We start from the raw sequence: 19,542 nt of genomic DNA, 5'->3' as shown, positions 1-19,542 counted from the left end.
GACGCCGCAAACGTTTCATGTCGTTGTCGGGATTAACGGCGCAACGGCGGAAAACTTCAGTGCTACTTCAAGGTTGCGGGTTTCAATCCGCCGGCAGCGTCAGCGCCGCCACTTCGCAGCGCGGCCATTGCCGCAGCACGTCGGGCGACATCAGCAGCTTGGCCGCGCGCACGCCGGCGCCCATCACGATCTGCGCACGGTCCATCACCGCGGCGTCGACCAGCACGCGCCATTCGGCCGGCAGACCAAAGACGGTGATGCCGCCGAACTCCATCTGGCTATGCTCGACCGCCGCCTCGCGCTTCGCGAATGACAGCCGCTGCGCGCCGAGCGCGGCCTTCACTGCGCCGTTGATGTCGAGCCGCCGGGAGCCCAGCGACACCAGCGCCGCATAGTGCTCGCCACCGTCTTTCTTGTAGCGGATCACGATCGTGTTCGCGCAGTCTTCGAGGCCGAAGCCATAGCGCGCGCTGAATGCGGCGGTGTCGGAGGCGTCATCGGTAACCGCGAACACCGTGATTCCGTGCGCCGGCAATTGTTCGATGACATGCGCGGGCAGATGCGCGCTCCACTGGTCGCGCTCGATGACGTCCAGTTGCCGTACGAGTTCGTGCGAATGCATGATGAGCGGAAAGGTGACATTAACCCGCTGCATTCTAGCGGTACGCGCGGGCGGCCGCGGAACGGGCCATGCAAGCAGGCCATGAAGCCCACCGCTTAACTTGTATAGTGATGGGCACGAGGTTTGCGGCGAAGCAAACACCGTGAAAGCGCCGTCACGATTCAGACACGATCATGGACATCGACACCCTTTCTCGCGAGAACCTCCAGCAGGCCGCGCGTCACCAGGCCAATTGGGCGATGGGCGCACTTCGGCAGTTCACGGAGAACCGCTGTCTGGAGATGGCGGCGAGCATCGCGTTCTATGCGGCGTTCTCGCTCGCGCCGACGCTCGTGATGGTGATCGCGGTGGCCGGCTGGTTCTTCGGACCGGCGGCCGCGCGCGGCGAGCTGTTCGGCCACATCAACGGCCTGATCGGCGACCAGGCCGCGGCCGGCGTGCAGACGATCGTCGAAAACGCGCACCACGCGGGCGCCAAAGGCGGCATCGCGACGATCATTTCCTTTTCACTGCTGGCGATCGGCGCGTCGGCGACGTTCTCGTCGCTGAACAGCGCGCTCAATATAGTGTGGCCGTACAGCGGGCCGCGCACGGCCAGTTGGCTCGCGCTGGTGCGGGTGCGGCTGATTTCGTTCGGGCTCGTGCTCGGCGTCGCGTTCCTGCTGATCGTGTCGCTGGTGCTCGATACGGTCATCGCCTTTATCGGCGAATGGCTGTGGGGCGACTCGCCGTATGTCGTGATCGGCAATCTGCTACAGCTCGGCGTCGGTCTGCTCGTGTTGGTCTTCGCGTTCGCCGGACTGCTGAAGTTCCTGCCCGACGCCCGGGTGCTATGGCGCGATGCGCTGGTGGGCGGCATCGTCGCGGCCGTGTTGTTTACGGCCGGGAGAAAGCTGTTCGCGCTCTATCTCGCGCATGCGGGAATGGCCAGCGCGTTCGGCGCGGCCGGCTCGCTCGCGGTCCTGCTGATGTGGCTGTACTTCTCGGCGCTGGTGCTGCTGCTCGGCGCGGAGTTCTCGGCGGCGCGCGGCAGGCTGCACGATCCGCGCGGCGGCTGGGGCATGCAGGCAGAAGCGCCGCCGGGCAGCCGCGCGAAGCTCGCGTCGGTGCTGGCGGCATCGACCGTCGCGGCAAATGCGGTTTCTTCGGCTCGCTCGGCTGTGCCCGTCGCTGGCCACACGACCGCGCCGCTGCCGCCGTCGGGGATCGACGCGGCGGTGCAAAAGCGCTCCGCGCATGAAACGGCGGTCGACGTGACGCGCAAGGTGCTCGACGTCGAAGCGCAAGCCACCCGTCTCGCGGCGTCGGCCATCGTCGAAGCGCGCCGCAAGGCGACGGCCGCCGACCGTTACGTGCGACGCAACCCCTGGACCTCGGTGCTGCTCGCGGCCGCCGCGGGGCTCACGGCCGCGGCCGTGGCGCGCCGTGGCGCCGATAGGCGCTGAAACGTGTTGCCGGAAACCGCTCGATCGCGCTTGGACACAACGCACCTTTTCTGTCCAGCATGTCTAGTCATTTTGCTGGCCGTTTCTTTTATGCTTTCGCTACAAAATCAGACAGACGTGTAGACGACTAGATTACACTTTCCATGCAAATCGACGCCGAAAGTGCGTCAAATCACCCAGTCACTATCAACAAATCAACAATAATGCGCATCAGACCAATAAATATTGCGCAAATAGAAATAATCGTTGATGGCTTTAAATACAAGGGTTTGCATCGATTGTCAGTTTTTGGCGACACTCTTTTTTTTCCGTTTCTACCCGGCGGATGCGCTGAGCTATTCTGCTTTCCGCAACAACGAACAATCATCTGCGTGGAGAAATGGATGAAACGAATCGCACTGTCTACCCTCTCGCTGGCGCTCCTGGGCGTCGCCGGTATCGCACACGCGCAAAGCAGCGTGACCCTGTACGGCGTGCTGGATGAGTCGATCCAGTACGTGAACAACGCTACGCCGAAGGGCGGCAGCCTCGTTCAATTGTTTGGCGGCAACCTCCAAGGTAACCGTTTCGGCCTGAAGGGCACGGAAGACCTGGGCGGCGGCCTGAAGGCAATTTTCCAGTTGGAAAACGGTTTTGACATCAACACCGGCAAGCTGCAGCAAGGCGGCTCGATGTTCGGTCGTCAGGCTTACGTCGGTTTGACGGGCGACGCATGGGGCACGTTCACGGCCGGTCGTCAGTACGACCCGCTGGTCGACATGATCCAGCCGCTGACGGGCGACAACTACTTCGGTAGCACGTTCGCTACGCCGGGCGACGTCGACAACAACGACAACAGCTTCCGCGTCATCAACTCGCTGAAGTACGTGTCGCCGGTCTGGTCGGGCTTCCAGATCGAAGGTCTGTATGCTCTGGGCGGCGTCGCAGGCGCGACGGGTTCGGGCCAAACGTGGTCGGGCGCGGCAACGTATGCAACGGGTCCGTTCAGCGTCGCTGCAGGCTACCTGCACGCAAGCAATGCCAATTCGCCGGCTACGCGTGCGACTGCAGGCGGCTGGGCAGGTACGGCAGCGCCGGGCGCCACGTTTGACACCAACTTCCCGAACAACGCCGGCATCAACCAGGCATATGCGTTCTCGAAGTCGATCGGCATCGCTTCGGTAGCGGTTCAGTACGTGACGGGTCCGTGGACGGGCAACCTGTCGTACAGCAACGCACAGTACCGCCCGGACGCAAACTCGGGCTTCGCGACGACGCAGAAGTACAACGTCGGCCGCGCATACGTGGGCTACCAGCTCACGCCGGCAGCGCTGCTCGGTATCGGCTATGCGTACACGCACGGCTCGGGCGACGCAACCGCGACCTACAACCAGGTGTCGCTGGGCGGCGATTACAACCTCTCGAAGCGTACGGACTTCTACCTGGTCGGCGCATGGCAGCACGCAAGCGGCAACCAGCGCGTTCCGTCTACGGCTACTACGGGTGCCGGTACCCTCGTGCCGTCGACGGCTTCGATCGGTTCGTACGGCAACCAGTCGAGCACCAACAACCAGGTCATGGTCAGCCTGGGTATCCGCCACAAGTTCTGATCGAACTTCAAGTCGGACCTGCTACGCAGCTGACGAGCTGCGTAGCCAAAAAACCAGCCACAGGCGATGCCGATGGCTGGTTTTTTTTCGTCCCGAGGTTTTGGTGTGATTCGACGAGCGCGACACGCGCTCCGAATCCGACGCAGCTAGCGCCGCTGGGCCTTGCCCTTGTCGGCTTGCGCGAGAATCTGCGCGGGCGACACATCGTGCTCATGCTCGACGCCATCCGCGCCGACCGGCGCGCGATGTAGCACCAGCGCCCGCTCCGGATGCGGCGATGGCGCATCCAGCGACTGCTGCCAGTCCGGATCGGGAATCTCGGCGAACACCTGGCGCAAACGCTCGCCCCACGTGCGGTGAATCATGTCGAAGTACGCGTTGTCGCGATCGATCGACACGAATCGCGTGACGCGCAGCGCATCGTTCTCGTAGACCAGCAGATCGAGCGGCAAGCCCACCGACAGGTTCGAGCGCAGCGTCGAGTCCATCGAGATCAGCGCGCACTTCGCGGCCTCGTCGAGCGGTGTGGACGGCGTCAGCACGCGGTCGATGATCGGCTTGCCATACTTCGCCTCGCCGATCTGGAAGTACGGATTCACCGCCGACGCCTCGATGAAATTGCCCGCCGCGTAGATCATGAAAAGCCGCATGCGGTTGCCCGCGATCTGGCCGCCGAGAATGAAGCTGCAATTGAAGTCGACGCCGAACTTCTGCAGCGCCGCGGCTTCACGCTCGTGCACGCGGCGCACCGCGCTGCCGACCACGCGCGCGGCGTCGGCCATCGTCGGCACGCTCCACAGCGTCGGCTCGCTGGCATCGGCGGGCTCGGACAGCTCGTGCAGCACCGCCTGCGTGATCGACAGATTGCCGGCGCCGAGCAGCACCAGCACGCGTTCGCCGGGCTGCTCGAACACCGACATCTTGCGCGCGGTACTGATGTGATCCACGCCCGCATTGGTACGCGTATCGGACAGGAATACGAGGCCGTCGTTGACGGCCATCGCTACGCAGTAGGTCATAACGAATCCGCAGAACGCGAGGGAACCGGGCTATTGTAATGCGGCGCACTGGCGCCTTTTACCCGTGCTTACGGCCTTTTTTTATGGCCTTTTTTGCAGCCTTTAGCGTTGCAACGCGGCTACTGCGACATCTGCGCGCTGACCGCCACTGCCACGTGAAGCTCCTCTTCGAGGCCGCCGATGCGTCGGCCGCGCACCGGTGCCGCCGCCTCATAGTCGCGCGCGACCGCGAGCCGGCAATAGATCTCGCTGGCAAACCCGGCATGCGTAACGTCGAGCGAAATCCAGCCCTTGTCTTCGAGCCAAACGTCGACCCATGCATGACTCGCGCCATGCGGCACGTCGCCGGGTTCGATATAACCGCTGACGTAGCGCGCCGGCACGCCACGCGCGCGGCAGCACGCGAGCATCAGATGCGCATGGTCCTGGCACACGCCGTTGCCGAGCGCGAGCGCCTCGGCGGCCGTGCTCGTGACCTCGGTCACGCCGGGCCGGTATTGCACGCGCTGCACGATCTGCTCGGCAAGCGCAATCAGGCTTGCCGGACTCGCCAGATTCGCCACCGATTCCGCCAGTTCGCGGATCGCGCCATCGGCTTCGGTCAGACGCGTCGCGCAGGTGAAATGCTCGAGCGGAATCGGACCGGGCGGATCGCGCAGCACGCCGTCGACGAGCGGCATCGTATCCACCTCGCCCGACACGCGCAGATGAATCTCATCGTGCGGCTTGTTGATGACGAGCGTATGCAGCACGTTGCCGTAGGCGTCGAGTGTGGCGTCGAGCTTGCCCGGCGCGTCGATGCTCCAGCGCCGCACGGTCTGCCCGGCGCCGCTCGAGGGCGTCAGGCGCAACTGCTGGATCGAATAATGAACCGTCGCTTCGTAGCGGTAAGAGGTGTCGTGGCGGATCGTCAGGCACATGAGAAAACTCCGTCAGGCCACTGGCAGCATCAGATAAGTACGCGCCACCAGATTGCCCAGCTCGAACACGCGAGCGAGAAACTGCGTCAGATAGCCATGCAAACCGCTTTCGAAAATCTGCCGGATGTCGGCATACAGCAGCTCGGCGCGCAGCTTGCCGGCGAAGCGCTCGCACTGGTTCGAGCCCGACGTGCGCAGCATCGCGAGATTGCTGCACACGCCGTCGAGCGAGGCGAGCAGCGAGCGCGGCATCTGCTGATTGAGGATCATCAGCTCGACGACGCGCGCGGGCGTCACGACGTCGCGATACACCTTCCGATAGATCTCGAGCGCCGACACCGAACTCAGGATCGAGGTCCAGTAATAGAAGTCCTCGAGCTGGCGCGCGGCGTCGCGCGAGTTCGGCTCGACGTTCGCGAAACGCACATCGAGAATCCGTGCGGTGTTGTCGGCGCGCTCCAGATACGTGCCGAGCTGCGTGAAAAAGAACGCGTCGTCCTGCAACGCAGTGCCGATCGTCACGCCGCGCGACAGATGCGAGCGGAACTTGACCCATTCGAACAACGAGCCGGGATTGCCCGCGGCCTGCCCGCTCGCGAGCCGCTCGTTGAATTCGAGCCACGTGTCGTTGATGGTTTCCCACCACTCGGTCGTCAGCGTGCCGCGTACCGCGCGGGCGTTTTCGCGCGCGGCTTGCAGGCACGAATGAATGCTCGACGGATTGCTCGCGTCGGCGACCATGAAGTCGAGCACGTGGTCGCGCGTCGGTTCGTCGTAACGCTGGGCGAAGGCGCTTTCGAGCTCGGAAATGCGCAGCACCGAGCGCTGCGCGCGAGCCTCCTGTTCGGGCGTCTGCGGCAGCAGTTGCGCCTTCAGGTTGATGTCGAGCATGCGCGCGGTATTCTCCGCGCGCTCCATATAGCGGGCCATCCAGAAGAGGTGATCGGCGGTTCGGCTAAGCATGACGGCGTTCCATAACTGTGATCTGAACGCGCGAGGCCTTCGTCAGCGACGAAAGTCCGCGCTGGTTATCCGTTGAGCGACGGCGGCGCATCGCGCATTGCGTGCCGCTTGCGGCGCATCAGTCGACCATCCAGGTATCCTTGGTCCCGCCTCCCTGCGATGAATTGACGACGAGCGAGCCCTGCTGCAGCGCGACCCGCGTGAGGCCGCCGGCCACCATCGTGGTGGTCTTGCCCGACAGCACGAACGGCCGCAGGTCGATATGGCGCGGCGCGATGCCTGCTTCGACGAAGGTCGGACACGCGGACAGCGCAAGAGTGGGCTGCGCGATATAACCAGCCGGACGCGCGATCAGCCGCTCGCGGAAGGCCTCGACTTCGGCCTTCGTCGAGGCGGGGCCGACCAGCATCCCGTAGCCGCCCGCGCCGTGCACTTCCTTGACCACCAGCTCCGGCAGATGCGCGAGCGTATAGGCGAGGTCCTCGGGCTTGCGGCACTGATAGGTCGGCACGTTGTTCAGAATCGGCTTTTCGCCGAGATAGAACTGGACCATGTCGGGCACGTACGGGTAGATCGATTTGTCGTCGGCGATGCCGGTGCCCATCGCATTCGCGAGCGCGACACGGCCGGCGCGATACGCGGTCAGCAGACCCGGCACGCCAAGCGCGGAGTCGGGGCGAAACGCGAGAGGATCGAGAAAGTCGTCGTCGACGCGCCGGTAGATCACGTCGACGCGCTTCGGCCCCTGGGTGGTGCGCATGAACACGTAGTTGTCGTCGACGAACAGATCCTTGCCTTCGACGAGCTCGACGCCCATCTGCTGCGCGAGGAACGTATGCTCGAAGTACGCGGAGTTGTACATGCCCGGCGTCAGCACGACGACGACCGGATCGTCGACGCCTTCCGGCGCGACCGAGCGCAGCGTATCGAGCAGCAGATCGGGGTAATGCGCGACTGGGGCGATGCGGTTCTGCACGAACAGCTCGGGGAAGAGCCGCATCATCATCTTGCGGTTTTCGAGCATGTACGACACGCCCGACGGCACACGCAGATTGTCTTCGAGCACGTAGAACTCGCCTTCGTCGCCGGCGCGCACCACGTCGACGCCCGCGATATGCGCGTAAACACCGAGCGGCACGTCGACGCCCTGCATCTCCGGACGATACTGCGCGTTGGTATAGACCTGCTCGGCCGGCACGATGCCCGCGCGCACGATGTTGCGATCGTGATAGACGTCGTGGATAAACAGATTGAGAGCCTGCACGCGCTGTCGCAAACCCGCTTCGAGCGTCTGCCATTCGCCGCGAGGGATGATGCGCGGAATCAGATCGAAGGGGATCAGCCGCTCGGTGCCGGACAGGTCGCCGTTCACCGCGAACGTGATGCCGACGCGCCTGAACAGCAGGTCCGCTTCCGCGCGCTTGCGTGCGATCGCTTCGTTGCCCTGGCTGTCCAACCATCGCTCGAAGCGCGCGTAATGCGGCCGTACGCCATCGTCGTGATAGCGCATCTCGTCATAGCATCGCATGTCAGCCCCAGTCTTGTTGTCAAATAGAAGGCGAATGCGCTGCGCATTCGGTATTCGACCTTCGATCAAGCAAGCGTTATGCCATTGTATATGTCGTGATGATGCGCGTTGACGTGCACGGTAGCGGCGCATCCGCAAGGCGTCGGATTGCCTTGATCGTACTGTCGTGGATCATGATGCGCCAGTCAGGTGCGCGCGCGCCATCAGGGAGCACACTATGAGAGGCGCACCCGCCGTTTCGCCAATGGATGCGATGAGCGCTACGAAGCGAGCGCATAAAAAAAGTCCCCGCGGATTCTCATCCACGGGGACTTCGATCACCTGCATGCAGGCGCTTTTTCACGCACTCAAACGTCAGGCATGATAAAACACGACCGCGCCATGCCGACGCCCGAGCGTGAGAACAACGCGCTTAGGCAGCCGCTGCGTCCTTCAGCTTCTTCAGCGCGCGTGCCTTGATGCGCACGCTTGCCGGCTTGGCCGGGAACCAGCGCTCTTCACCCGTGAACGGGTCCTTGCCGAAGCGCTTCTTCTTCGCCGGCACAGCCTGCACGACGATCTTCAGCAGACCCGACAGCGTGAATTCGCCAGCGCCTTTCTTATGCACCGTGCCGAGGATCGTGTCTTCGAGCGCGGCCAGCACAGCCTTGGCGGTCTTCGGTTCCACTGCAGCACGCTCAGCGATGTGAGCTGCCAACGAGGCCTTCGTGAAGGTGTCCTTGATCGGCGTCGGTGCGCCAGACGCCTTCACGGCGACCTTCTTGGCTGCGACGGCCTTCTTCGCAGGGACTTTCTTTGCAGCAACCTTCTTGGTCGGTACCGGGGCAGCAGCCTTCTTGGCCACCTTTTTTGCGGAAGTCGGCATGTTTCTCCTACCTGTTGTGGTCAGTGAATTGCTCGAAGCGCACACCGTATGTGCACGCTTCAACGCCGGATTCTACAAGCGCCAAAGCGATTTGCGCGACTCTTTTATGTATTGCGATGAAGTTTTTTGCGTGGCGCCAACGGTCCAACACGTTTTAGTACCTGTTTTAGCGGCTAAAACGTGCGCGGCAAGGTCTTTAACATGCAGGAGTAACGCTCGTTACAGTTCGTTTCGGCGGCGGTTTCGAGGTGGTCGCGGCGAGGCGAGCTGGTGTTTTCGCCCCTTGAATCAGGGCATTTTCTTCGTTTGACACGTCAAGCAACGCAACCCCGACGCTTCGACGATGCCTACGCCGCGCTTGCGCCGAGTTCCGGTTCAGCGAGCGATGCGCGGCAGGATGCCGGCGAGCTTCGTCAGCGCCGTGTCGATATGCTCGGCCGCGATGCTGCCATAGCCGAACATCAGCCCAGGCTGCGGTGTCACGCGATGGTGAAATGGCGCGAGTCCATAGAGGCCGATCGACGCTTCGCGCGCGGCGGTGACGAGCGCCTCTTCGCCGAGCGACGCCAACGGCCCCTTCAGCCGTGCCGCCAGATGGATGCCGGCAGTCGGCACGATCGGTTCGAACCAGCGCGCGAGGTCGCCTTGCAGATGCTCGAGCAGCATCGCGCGGCGCGCCGCATAAGCCTTGTGCATGCGCCGCAGATGGCGCGCGAAGTCGCCATTGAGCATGAACGCCGCGAGCGCCGTTTGCGTCAGCGTGCAGCCATGACAATCAGCGATCTGCCGCGCCTTCAGCAGCGGGCCGTGCAACGACGCCGGCGGCACCAGGTAGCCGATGCGCAGCTCGGGAAAGATCGTCTTCGAAAACGTGCCGACATAGGCGACGAGACCGGCGCGATCGAGGCTCTTCAGCGGCTCCATCGGCCGGCCTTCGAAACGGTACTCGCAGTCGTAGTCGTCCTCGATGATGACCGCGCCGCGTTTTTGCGCCCATTCGAGCAGTTCGACGCGACGCTCGAGACTCATCGGCATGCCGAGCGGAAACTGATGCGAAGGCGTCACGTAGACAAGCCGTGCCTTGTCCGGCAGCTTGCCGACGATCAGGCCTTCGCTATCGACCGGAACCGGCACCACGCGCGCGCCGGTCACCGTGAAGCAGGCATGCGCGGGTGGGTAGCCGGGGTCTTCGATGGCCGCGATTTCGCCGGGCCGCAGCGTGATGCGCGCGATCAGATCGAGCGCGTGCTGCGCGCCCTGCGTGACGATCACGTCGTCCCAGTTGCTCGACACCGCGCGGTTGAAGGCGAGGTAGCGCGAAATTGCGAGCCGCAGCTGCTGCTCACCGGCGGCCTCGCGATAGGTGCCGGGGCTGCGCGCCTGGCCGCGTAGCGCGTGATTCACGCAGCGGCGCCAGACGTCGAAGGGAAACAGCGCCTTGTCGGTCGCGCCGCCGATGAAGTCGAGCGGCGACGGCACCGACGGCCGCGGCAACGGCAGACTGTCGGGCAACTGCTGCCACAGCGGCTGCGCGCGTGCGGCGGCCTTCGCTTGCGCGGTGTCGCGCTCGCGCGAACGAGCCGCCGCGCGCGCCTGCGCGGAGCGCTCGGCGGGCAGCCGTTCGAGCCCGTCGGCGACGAAGGTGCCCGAACCGGCGCGGGCGCTCAGATAGCCTTCGGACAGCAGCCGCTCGAAAACATCGAGCGTAGTCTTGCGCGATACACCGAGCTGCGTCGCGAGATCGCGCGTGGACGGCAGACGCGTGCCGCCGGCGAGACGCCCTGCGAGAATGCCCGCGCGCAACTGCCGATAAATCTGTCCGGACAGATCGTGATGGCCTTCGACCGCGATGTGAATGTCCATTCGGGTGGCTACCTCAAATAACGGCGAAATGGTTATTTCGAAAGACCAGTGGCGAACGTAAGCTTACCTCCACCGACGCCCATTTGGACGCCCCTCGCACACTCACGAGGACTCTGATGCAAGCACGTCTCGACTTTACAAGGCCAGCCCGAGCGGCACGCGCGCGATGCTCGCGCTCGAGGAAACGATCGGCAAGAGCACGATCGACAAGACGCTTGCCGAACTCGTGCGGATTCGCGCGTCACAGCTCAACGGCTGCGCGTTCTGCCTCGACATGCACGCGACCGAGGCGCGCAAGCACGGCGAAACCGAACGGCGTCTCGCGACGGTGGCCGCGTGGCGCGAAGCGCCGTTTTTCACCGCGCGCGAACGCGCGGCGCTCGAATGGACGGAGGCGGTGACGCTGGTCGCGCAAACGCGCGTACCGGATACGGTATGGGAAGCAGTGAAGCCGCATTTCAGCGAGCAGGAAATCAGCGACCTGACGCTGCTGATCGTTGCGATCAACGGCTGGAACCGGATTGCGGTGTCGTTCAGGAAGATGCCCGAGTAAGCGGCGCGCCTTCGCTGGGCCTCAGAAGATCACGGAAACCGCCACCGCGAGCCAGATCGCGGTCACGCCCGTGAGAAACAGATGCCGCGCGATGCGCACGCGCGAGTCGCTGTTCTCCGGCTCGACGGGACTCGTCGCCATCCAAGGCACGAGCCCGAGGCATGCGAAACCAGCCAGCGCGAGCACGAAGACCACGATGTCGGCCTTATGCCAGGCGGTCGGCTCATACATGCCCCAGTAGCCCAGAAACACGATGCCGATCGAGAACACGGTCGCGGAAGCGGCGCTGAGCGCGGGCACCGAGCCAGTGGGAGTCGGCATGCTTGACCTCCGATCGTCAGGTTGCGGCGGCGCTCGCGCGCGGCGCGCCGTTCGCCCGATCCGCGTTCGCGCCGGCCGCGGCGAGCCGTCAGGAAGTGCGGGTCTGGCGCGCTTCGTACGTCTTCAGATGACTATAGGCGATGCGCAGCAGCGACAACGCGTGTTCGCCTTTTTGCGCGTCGCCGCCGCGCGTGATCAGGTCGCCGAGAATATGATCCGCCTCGGTGTGCGAGCGGTTTTCGACGTCGCGCAACATCGACGCGGTCAGCGGCGACGGCGTCAGCAGCACCTGGGCGGCGCGCGTGTCGAAGTCCGCGTCCATCGTGAAGCCGTTGTGTTCGGCCACCGCGCGGCATTCGCCGAGCAGATTCTCGATCACGCGCTTGCCGTCAGGCGCAGCCAGAATATCGCCGACCGAACCGCGCATCAAGCAGGTACTCCCAGCCAAGGTGGCGAGGAACACCCATTTCTCCCACATGCGCAGCAGGATGTTGTCGCTGACCGCGACGTCGAACTTCGCGCCCGACATCGCATCGGCAATCACCTGGGTGCGCTCCGAGGTGCCGCCCACGAGCTCGCCGAACGTAATCGCCTGCATGTCGTTCAGATGCATGATGTGCTGCTCCGCATTGAGCGTCGCGGCGATCACGCACTGGCCGCCGAGCACGCGCTCCTTGCCGAAGCGCGCGCTCAGCACCTCGATATGGCGCATGCCGTTGAGCATCGGCAGGATCAGCGTTTCTTCGCCGACGAATGGCGTGAACGAATCGATTGCGTCATCGAGACTGTAGGCTTTGCAGCTCAGCAGCACGAGGTCGAACGGCTCGCTGGCGACCCCGGCCAGTATCGTCTTCACGTCGCGCAACTGGAGATTGCCCCGTGGGCTGTTGATGACGAGGCCGTCGCGCCGCAGCTTTTCCGCGCGACCGGCGCGGACGAGGAAGGTCACGTCCTGCCCCGCCGCCGCCAGACGTCCGCCGAAATAACCGCCTACCGCGCCCGCCCCTACTACCAGAATTCGCATCGTGAGCCTCTTGAAAGATTTCGGTTTGCCGATCATGCGCGTCGCTGGTGGACGCATCCCGATAGTGCCGCGTGTGTGCTTCTTGTGCAGAATGTAGCAAAGATTGGGAATCGGTTCCGGGGAGCGTTGCCCGTGGGTCCATGGTGCCCGTTGCATGGCGTGCGCGCAGCAGCCCGAACAGACCGGCGCGCCGCGCGAATCCAACAAGTTTTACGACGGAACGGACGCTTTGCGATGACGCCGCCAAGCGATGACGCTGCCAATGGCGATGACGGTCGCAATGACCAGGGTTGATGCGAGGAACATGAGCAACGTACATGTGTCCTCGACGTCCAACGCGTCAGGGCTGTAATCGGGGTCCAGCCAGAGTAGCGCCTGTCGAATGGCGATTGACAGCCAGATCGGTATGTCGAAGACGAAATGCGCCAACAGGAAGCGGGTCATATGCAATCCTCCCAAGCAGGACAACGCAAACCCGGCAATACACCAAGCAAAGATTGCAATGCGCTTCATCGGACTTCCACCCGCCCGTACGCTTTCATGTTGCTGCCTGGAATGGTCAAATCAGGTTTTCGTGAGCGGATGTAGCGCTGTAGCCGCTCGAAGCCATCGCCGCTCTGTACGGTGATGCAACCATCGCTTTCGCGCAACGGGCCCTCAGGGTGCAGGCGGAAGTTACCGCGACGGACACCATGAATCAGGGTGCTGTCGCCGCCTTGAGCATTCCAGAGCATGAACCATTTCCTTCGGTCCGTACTGCCAAAGTGCTCGTTGTTCAGATCGCGTAACCAACCCAATCGGCCACCCGATTGGCGATCTACGAGATAGTAGGTCCCACGCGGGATAGCGCCGACCATGGGCATCGAAGCAGCATCAGGATTATCGCGCCCCACGCCGCGACCGGAATACGCTTCGACCTTACCAAATCCAGGACAATCGAAACTCGACATCTCGCGCTTATTGAGCGTGAAACTACAGAAAACAGGCATTGTTCTTCTCCCCTTCAGCACTGATGTCCGCGCACATAAATCAAATCACTACTGTCTGCGCCGCGATCGCACTTGAACCAAAGATGCAGGACTATCTTCACGATTACGGATTCCTTATATCGTGAGTAGGACTACCCTTTTACCATCGCTTGTCGGCCGAATGCATGACCTCGCGCGCTTGCCCCTCACATTTAACGATCCGTCACATTGAAGCAGCGCTCGAACGAGCACACAATGCATGCACCATGCACCGCTCCAGTAACATCAGACGTCCCCCGCGCGAATCCCCCACTTGACGCGTGGACGACCCAGCGTCACGCGCCCCGCCGCCTTCACTGCGCCGCCACCGTTTCCCCCTGCTCCCACCCGCCCCCCAGCGACCGGTACAGCGCGATCGCCGAAAGCGCGTGCTCGCGCCGCGCCTGATTCAGCGACTCCGAGTCGCGCAGATACGCTTGCTGCGCGTCGAGCACATCGAGGAAGCTCGACGCGCCGCCCTTGTACAACTCGGTCGACAGACGCAGCGCATGATTCGACGCATCGAGCGCACCGGCCAGACGCTGCACCTGCGCCGCGCCGCTGACGAGATCGCTGCGATTGTCCTCGACCTCCTTCAGCGCCTGCAGCATCGTCTGCTGCAGGCCGAGCTGCGATTCGCGCATGCGGCTCTCGCTTGCGTCGATGTTCGCGGTGATCCGCCCGGCGTTGAAGATCGGGCTGGTTGCATTCAACGCGGCGCTGAACAGATTGTCGGTCAGCGTCGGCAAGCCGAGGTACGACGATGCGAGCAGCCCATTCGTCAGGTTGATCTTGAACTGCGGATAGCGCTGGGCTTTCGATACTCCCACTTCCGCCGCACGCTGTTCGACGAGCGCATAGGCGGTGTGCACGTCGGGCCGATGCAGCAACGCGTCGGACGGCAATACCTGCGGCGCGCTTTGTGCAGGCACCGGAATCTCGCGCGCGTTGGAAAGCAGCAGCGTATCGAGACTTTCCGGCGTACGCCCCGAATACACGGCGATCAGGCTCAGCTGATGCTGCACCGTCGATTGCATGCGCGGAATCTGTGCCTGCAAGTCCTGCAACTGATTCTGCGCGCGGGCGACGTCGAGCTGAGTCGATAGTCCGTAATGCAGACGCTGCTGCGTGAGCTTCAGGGCGCGGCTGCGAATCTGCTCGTTTTCGTCGAGGATCTGCAATTGGGCCTGCGCCCAGCGCAGATCGATGTACGCAGCCGCCGTGTTCGCCGCGAGCGCGAGCCGCAACTGGTTCAGCGCCGCAACGCTACCCGACACCTGCGCCTGCGACGCGAGCACCGCGAGCCGTTCGCCGCCGAACACATCAGGCGTCCAGCTCGCGGCGAGGCCGAAGCCGGCCTGGCGCACATAGCCGAGCGGCGGCGGCGTATTCTGCCGCTCGGTCGATGCGCCCGCGTTCGCATTCAGCTCTGGCAGCAGAGCCGCGCGATTCTGCGTCACCAGGTCCTGCGATTGCTTCACACGCTCGGCCGCGGCCTGCACGTCGAGGTTGCCGCTCAATACCGATTCGATCAGCTGATGCATGACCGGGTCGCCGAATTGCGCCCACCAGGCATCGGTGTTCACGCTGTCTTGCGGTGCGTCGACGCTCCAGGCGGCCGGCGCCAGCGTCTGCACCGCATGCGGCAAATCCGCGTGCGTGGCCGGTTGCACCGCGCAGGCCGCGAGCGTCAAAAATGCCGCGCCCGCCACTAACTTCATCACCATCCGTTTCATGTTGGACTCCTAGTGGGCATCGGGCGGGGGCGCGGTGTTGCCGAACGGGCGCGAGAACAGCACGCTCAGCAAGGCAACCACGAAGCACAGCGCAACCGCCAGAAAGGCATCGGAGAACGCGAGCACCAGCGCTTCGCGCATCAATGCCTCGTGCAATTCGGCCAGCCCCGCATTCGCGGCATTCAATACGTTGCCGCCGACTGCCGACAGATACTCGGCCTGCTTCTGCAAGATCGATTCGACGACCGGACGGCCCGCGTTCAGATGTTCGTCGAGCCGTTCGTAATGAAGATTCAGACGGTCGTTCAACATCGTGCTGCTGACCGCGATGCCGATCGCGCCGCCGAGATTACGCATCAGATTGAACAGCCCGCTCGCGGAGCGCAGCCGCGACGGCGGCAGCGCGCCGAGCGCCATCGTCACGATCGGCGGAATACAGAACTGCTGGCCAATTCCGCGCAATGCTTGCGGAATCAGCAACTGCTGCCAGCCCCATTGGTTCGTCAACGGCACGTACAGATAGCAGCCGATGCCGAACAGCGCAAGGCCGAACACCATCAGCAAGCGCATGTCGACGAAGCGCGCGAGCGTCGAGTACGCGCCAAGCGCGAGCAACTGAAAACAACCGACCGACAGCAACGCGAGACCGATCTGCAACGAATCGAAGCCGCGCACGCGGGCAAGAAACACCGGCGTCAGAAACACGGTGCAGAAGATCCCGATCCCGGTGATGAACGACAGCAGACTGCCAATACCGAAGTTGCGCAGCGCAAGCGCGCGTAGATCGACAATCGGTTCCCTCGCGGTGAACGCATGCACGAGGAACAGAAACCCGCAGATCGCCGCGACCCACGCGCACAACACGATAATGTCGTCGCCGAACCAGTTCTTGCGCGGCCCTTCTTCGAGCACGTATTCGAGGCAGCCGAGAAAACCCGACATCAGCAGGATGCCGATGTAGTCGCCCTTCTTCAGCAGCGACAGATCGACCCTGTCGATATGCACGTACTTCGGCACCAGCAGCGTGACGGCGACGCCCGGCACCAGGTTCAGATAGAACAGCCAGTGCCACGACCATTGCGACGTGATCCAGCCACCGATCACCGGGCCGATCGTCGGTGCCAGCGACGCGAGCGCGCCGATCGTCGTCGATGCGATCAAACGCTGCTTACCGGGAAACAGCACGAACGCGGTCGTAAACACGGTCGGAATCATCGCCGCACCGGCCGCGCCTTGCAGCCCGCGAAACAGGATCATCGAGTTGATGTCCCATGCGAGGCCGCACAGCATGCTCGTCACCGTGAAGCCGAGCGCGGAGAACGTGAAGAGCCACCGCGTCGAGAACACGCGCGTCAGCCACCCCGACATCGGAATCACGATGATCTCCGCGATCAGATACGAGGTCTGCACCCACGACAGTTCGTCCTGACTCGCGGACAGCCCGCCACCGATATCGCGCAGCGACGAGGCGACGATCTGGATATCGAGCGTCGCCATGAAAAAGCCCACGCACATCAGCGCGAATGCGAAGACCTTGGTGCGGGTCGGCTGGTCGGCGGGGTTGTCGAGAACTTCGGTCATGATCGATTCATCCTTGCGCGGCCGGATGGCGCGCATCGACGTGCACTTTCACCGTCGCGGAGAGGCCGGGACGCAACACGCCTTGCATGTCCTTCGGCACGTCGAGGCGCACGCGCACCGGCACACGCTGCACGATCTTCGTGAAGTTGCCGGTCGCGTTTTCCGCGGGCAATACGCTGAAAGTCGCGCCGGTCGCCGGCGCAAGACTTTCGACCACGCCGTGCAGCGCAGTATTCGACGCGTCGAGCTGGACCTCGACGCTGTCGCCCGCGCGCATCTTGCGCAGCTGGTCTTCCTTGAAGTTGGCGTCGATCCACAGGCCGCTCGCGGGCACGACGGTCAGCAGCGACACGCCGGTGTTGGCGAGCAACCCGACGCGCGCGGTGCGATTGCCGACATAGCCGTCGATCGGACTGCGGATCGTGGTGTATTCCACGTTCAACGCGGCGACGCGCTGGGCGGCCTGCGCGGTCGCGATGCGCGCTTTCGCGTCGCCGATTTCCGCGTCGAGCACCGCGATCTGGCGTTGCGCCGCGAGCAGCGCCGCGCTGCTGCGATCGACCGCGGCGCGCGCTTTGGTCAGATCCGCATCGGCCTTCTCGACGACCTGGTTCGACACCGCGTCGTCCTTCACGAGCTCGCGGTAGCGTATCTGGTCGGCCGCGCTGCGCGTCAGCTCGGCACCCGACGCGCGGACCTCCGCGGCCTGCTCGTTGATCGCCGCGAGCTGCAGCGATTTCTTCGCTTCGAGCTCGGTGACGGCGGCCTGCGCGCTTTCCACTTCCGCGTTGGCCTGCGCGAGACGCGCGTCGTAATCGCGGGCGTCGAGACGCACCAGCACCTGGTTCGCATGCACGAACTCGTTGTCGCGCACCAGCACGTCGGTGACGAAGCCGTTGACCTTGGGCGCCATCACCGTGACATCGCCGCCGACGTAGGCATCATCGGTCGTCTCGATGAAGCGGCCGACGAAGAACCAGTGCGACGTGGCCAGCGCCAGCACGACGAGAACGGACAGAATCGCGAGCAGCATCCACGGGATACGCCGCGCCGCTCGGGCGGGTTGTACCGCGCTCGGGGGCGCGACGGTCGAGGGAGTTGTGGACATGATGTCGATGTGCGTATGCACTCTTCAGGTTGAAAAAAACGGCGCAGTGCGCCGGGCTGCTACCTTCAGCGTTTATGTCAAAGCGAAACTTTGGTGATGGCAAATAGCTCGCTGCGCAGCGCGGCCGCGCGCTTCACGCCGAAGCGGTGCTCGAACTCGGCCTGCGCGGCGTACCAGTACGCGCGGGCTGAGGCTAGCCGCTGTTCGCCCTCGGGTGTCAGCGAGATCAGCAGCGTGCGCGCATCCGCGCCCAGTGCCTCGCTCGACACGAGCCCGTCGCGGCGCAGCGGCTGGATCGTGCGGACCAGCGTGGTGCGCTGCATGCGCATGGCTTCGGCGATCTGCTTCATCGTCATCGGGCCGGTGTGCTTCAGACGCCCCAGCAGCGAAAACTGCGTGATGGTCAGGCCGACATTCGACAGATGCCGGTCATAAATCTGCGATACGTGACGCGCAGCCTGGCGGATCGCAAAGCAGTCGTCGTCTAGGAGCGCTTCCATTCGTTGCACTTCCCTTTGTTCGTTAGTGCATATGCACACAAAGCGGCGTTATAAAACCCGCCGAGGCGGGTTCCGGTGCCCATCTAGTCGGTGATGCTGAACAGCTCCGCGCGCAGCGTCTTCGCGCGGGCGCGACCGAACTTCTTTTCGAATTCGTCCTGCGCGGCGCGCCATGCGACCGAGGCCTGATCGAAGGTGGTTTCGCCCTTTTCCGTCAGGCTGAACAGCAGCGTGCGGTTGTCGTGGTCCGCCGCTTCGGCCAGCACGAGGCCGTCGCGCTGCAGCGGCTTCATTGCGCGGACCAGCGTGGTGCGCTCCATGACCATCGCGTCCGCGAGCTCCGCCATCGGCAGGTTCGGGGTGCGCGCGAGCTTTGCCAGAATCGTGAACTGCGCAGCCGTCAGCCCCACGCTGCCGAGATGGCGCTCGTAGATTTGCGTGACGTGCCGCGCCGCCTGGCGCAGCGCAAAGCAGTTGCATTCGTCGTAGGAGACAGGTCGGTTCATGCAAGCAAGTCTATGTGTGCATATGCACGGCGTCAAGTTTTTCTTTGCGCGGCTGGCAAATGCCTTGTCGGCAGCGCGACGGTGCGCGTTGAGTTTGCGACTTGCCAACATCAATTGTTATGTTATAACATTTCTGGAGATCAGTGCTCCGGCGCTGTCGCTGTCTCAGAAGCGCCCACCGCGACGCTCAACAAAATCCGTCCGACCTATGAGCGGACTGTCCATACTCAATAGCCGCTTATGACCAAGTTGCCTGCCGTTCCCATCGAAACGTCGTCCTGATTGATCGACGGGCTTGCCGTCGCCCGTCGTCCACCTCCAGTTCGCCTGTCCTTCCCTTGCCAGCCAGGGGCGAGGTGGTTGAGCTATTGCCGAACACTTTCGATTCATCA

General features: G+C 63.5%; 19 protein-coding genes. 3 read left to right on the top strand and 16 right to left on the bottom strand.

All coding sequences use genetic code 11. From position 1 onward, the window contains the following. Window positions 1–82: 82 nt before the first annotated feature. Complete coding sequence (locus tag AB3X96_RS20000; protein WP_368591025.1) at window positions 83–622, bottom strand: YbaK/EbsC family protein; 540 nt, start codon at window positions 620–622, stop codon at window positions 83–85. A gap of 173 nt (window positions 623–795) precedes the next feature. Between AB3X96_RS20000 and AB3X96_RS19995 the strand changes: the two genes are divergently transcribed. Next, complete coding sequence (locus tag AB3X96_RS19995) at window positions 796–2,067, top strand: YihY/virulence factor BrkB family protein (protein WP_184225155.1); 1,272 nt, start codon at window positions 796–798, stop codon at window positions 2,065–2,067. A gap of 383 nt (window positions 2,068–2,450) precedes the next feature. Further along, entirely contained in the window at window positions 2,451–3,656 is a 1,206-nt protein-coding gene (locus AB3X96_RS19990) for a porin (RefSeq protein WP_368591024.1), read from the top strand. Window positions 3,657–3,802: 146 nt separating this feature from the next. On the opposite strand, the gene AB3X96_RS19985 is transcribed toward AB3X96_RS19990, so the two are convergent. The 6 genes from AB3X96_RS19985 to AB3X96_RS19960 all read right to left on the bottom strand — a co-directional run bounded on the left by AB3X96_RS19985 (window position 3,803) and on the right by AB3X96_RS19960 (window position 10,814). Beyond that, window positions 3,803–4,675, bottom strand: coding sequence for a peptidase (locus AB3X96_RS19985; protein ID WP_368591023.1), 873 nt, complete (start codon window positions 4,673–4,675; stop codon window positions 3,803–3,805). A 119-nt stretch (window positions 4,676–4,794) separates the two neighbouring features. Continuing rightward, entirely contained in the window at window positions 4,795–5,595 is an 801-nt protein-coding gene (locus AB3X96_RS19980; protein ID WP_368591022.1) for a transglutaminase domain-containing protein, read from the bottom strand. A gap of 12 nt (window positions 5,596–5,607) precedes the next feature. Beyond that, on the bottom strand, window positions 5,608–6,558 hold the full coding sequence (locus AB3X96_RS19975) for an alpha-E domain-containing protein (RefSeq protein WP_176106622.1): 951 nt from the start codon (window positions 6,556–6,558) through the stop codon (window positions 5,608–5,610). 118 nt (window positions 6,559–6,676) lie between these two features. Then, window positions 6,677–8,086 (bottom strand): circularly permuted type 2 ATP-grasp protein, encoded by a 1,410-nt coding sequence (locus AB3X96_RS19970; protein ID WP_368591021.1) that lies wholly within the window; start codon window positions 8,084–8,086, stop codon window positions 6,677–6,679. A 412-nt stretch (window positions 8,087–8,498) separates the two neighbouring features. Further along, complete coding sequence (locus AB3X96_RS19965) at window positions 8,499–8,951, bottom strand: HU family DNA-binding protein (protein WP_013092256.1); 453 nt, start codon at window positions 8,949–8,951, stop codon at window positions 8,499–8,501. A 375-nt stretch (window positions 8,952–9,326) separates the two neighbouring features. Further along, the gene (locus AB3X96_RS19960) at window positions 9,327–10,814 is read right to left on the bottom strand and encodes a PLP-dependent aminotransferase family protein (RefSeq protein WP_368591020.1); all 1,488 of its coding nucleotides are present in this window, start codon (window positions 10,812–10,814) and stop codon (window positions 9,327–9,329) included. Between the two features lie 166 nt (window positions 10,815–10,980). Between AB3X96_RS19960 and AB3X96_RS19955 the strand changes: the two genes are divergently transcribed. Continuing rightward, complete coding sequence (locus AB3X96_RS19955) at window positions 10,981–11,367, top strand: carboxymuconolactone decarboxylase family protein (protein ID WP_368591019.1); 387 nt, start codon at window positions 10,981–10,983, stop codon at window positions 11,365–11,367. Between the two features lie 21 nt (window positions 11,368–11,388). On the opposite strand, the gene AB3X96_RS19950 is transcribed toward AB3X96_RS19955, so the two are convergent. From AB3X96_RS19950 to AB3X96_RS19910, 9 genes are all read right to left on the bottom strand, one after another. Further along, on the bottom strand, window positions 11,389–11,688 hold the full coding sequence (locus AB3X96_RS19950) for a hypothetical protein (RefSeq protein ID WP_176106626.1): 300 nt from the start codon (window positions 11,686–11,688) through the stop codon (window positions 11,389–11,391). Window positions 11,689–11,776: 88 nt separating this feature from the next. Beyond that, window positions 11,777–12,712 carry a 2-dehydropantoate 2-reductase gene (gene panE / locus AB3X96_RS19945; RefSeq protein WP_368591018.1) on the bottom strand — a complete coding sequence of 312 codons (936 nt, stop codon included), beginning with the start codon at window positions 12,710–12,712 and terminating at the stop codon, window positions 11,777–11,779. A 210-nt stretch (window positions 12,713–12,922) separates the two neighbouring features. After that, window positions 12,923–13,225, bottom strand: coding sequence for a hypothetical protein (locus AB3X96_RS19940; RefSeq protein ID WP_368591017.1), 303 nt, complete (start codon window positions 13,223–13,225; stop codon window positions 12,923–12,925). Next, on the bottom strand, window positions 13,222–13,701 hold the full coding sequence (locus AB3X96_RS19935) for a DUF2778 domain-containing protein (RefSeq protein ID WP_368591016.1): 480 nt from the start codon (window positions 13,699–13,701) through the stop codon (window positions 13,222–13,224). Before AB3X96_RS19935 ends, AB3X96_RS19940 begins: the two co-directional genes overlap by 4 nt. Before the next feature lie 332 nt (window positions 13,702–14,033). Beyond that, a complete protein-coding gene (locus tag AB3X96_RS19930) occupies window positions 14,034–15,455 on the bottom strand; it encodes an efflux transporter outer membrane subunit (RefSeq protein ID WP_368591015.1) in 1,422 nt (473 codons plus the stop codon). A gap of 9 nt (window positions 15,456–15,464) precedes the next feature. Then, window positions 15,465–17,036 carry a DHA2 family efflux MFS transporter permease subunit gene (locus tag AB3X96_RS19925; protein ID WP_368591014.1) on the bottom strand — a complete coding sequence of 524 codons (1,572 nt, stop codon included), beginning with the start codon at window positions 17,034–17,036 and terminating at the stop codon, window positions 15,465–15,467. Between the two features lie 7 nt (window positions 17,037–17,043). Beyond that, complete coding sequence (locus AB3X96_RS19920; protein ID WP_368591013.1) at window positions 17,044–18,144, bottom strand: HlyD family secretion protein; 1,101 nt, start codon at window positions 18,142–18,144, stop codon at window positions 17,044–17,046. Window positions 18,145–18,221: 77 nt separating this feature from the next. Next, entirely contained in the window at window positions 18,222–18,644 is a 423-nt protein-coding gene (locus tag AB3X96_RS19915; RefSeq protein ID WP_176106631.1) for a MarR family winged helix-turn-helix transcriptional regulator, read from the bottom strand. Between the two features lie 83 nt (window positions 18,645–18,727). Then, window positions 18,728–19,150 (bottom strand): MarR family winged helix-turn-helix transcriptional regulator, encoded by a 423-nt coding sequence (locus tag AB3X96_RS19910; RefSeq protein ID WP_176106632.1) that lies wholly within the window; start codon window positions 19,148–19,150, stop codon window positions 18,728–18,730. Between the last annotated feature and the right edge of the window lie 392 nt (window positions 19,151–19,542).

It is taken from the genome of Paraburkholderia sp. BR13439, assembly GCF_040948805.1.
In the GTDB taxonomy this organism is placed as follows: domain Bacteria; phylum Pseudomonadota; class Gammaproteobacteria; order Burkholderiales; family Burkholderiaceae; genus Paraburkholderia; species Paraburkholderia youngii.
This window is presented reverse-complemented; position numbering and strand designations above follow the sequence as displayed.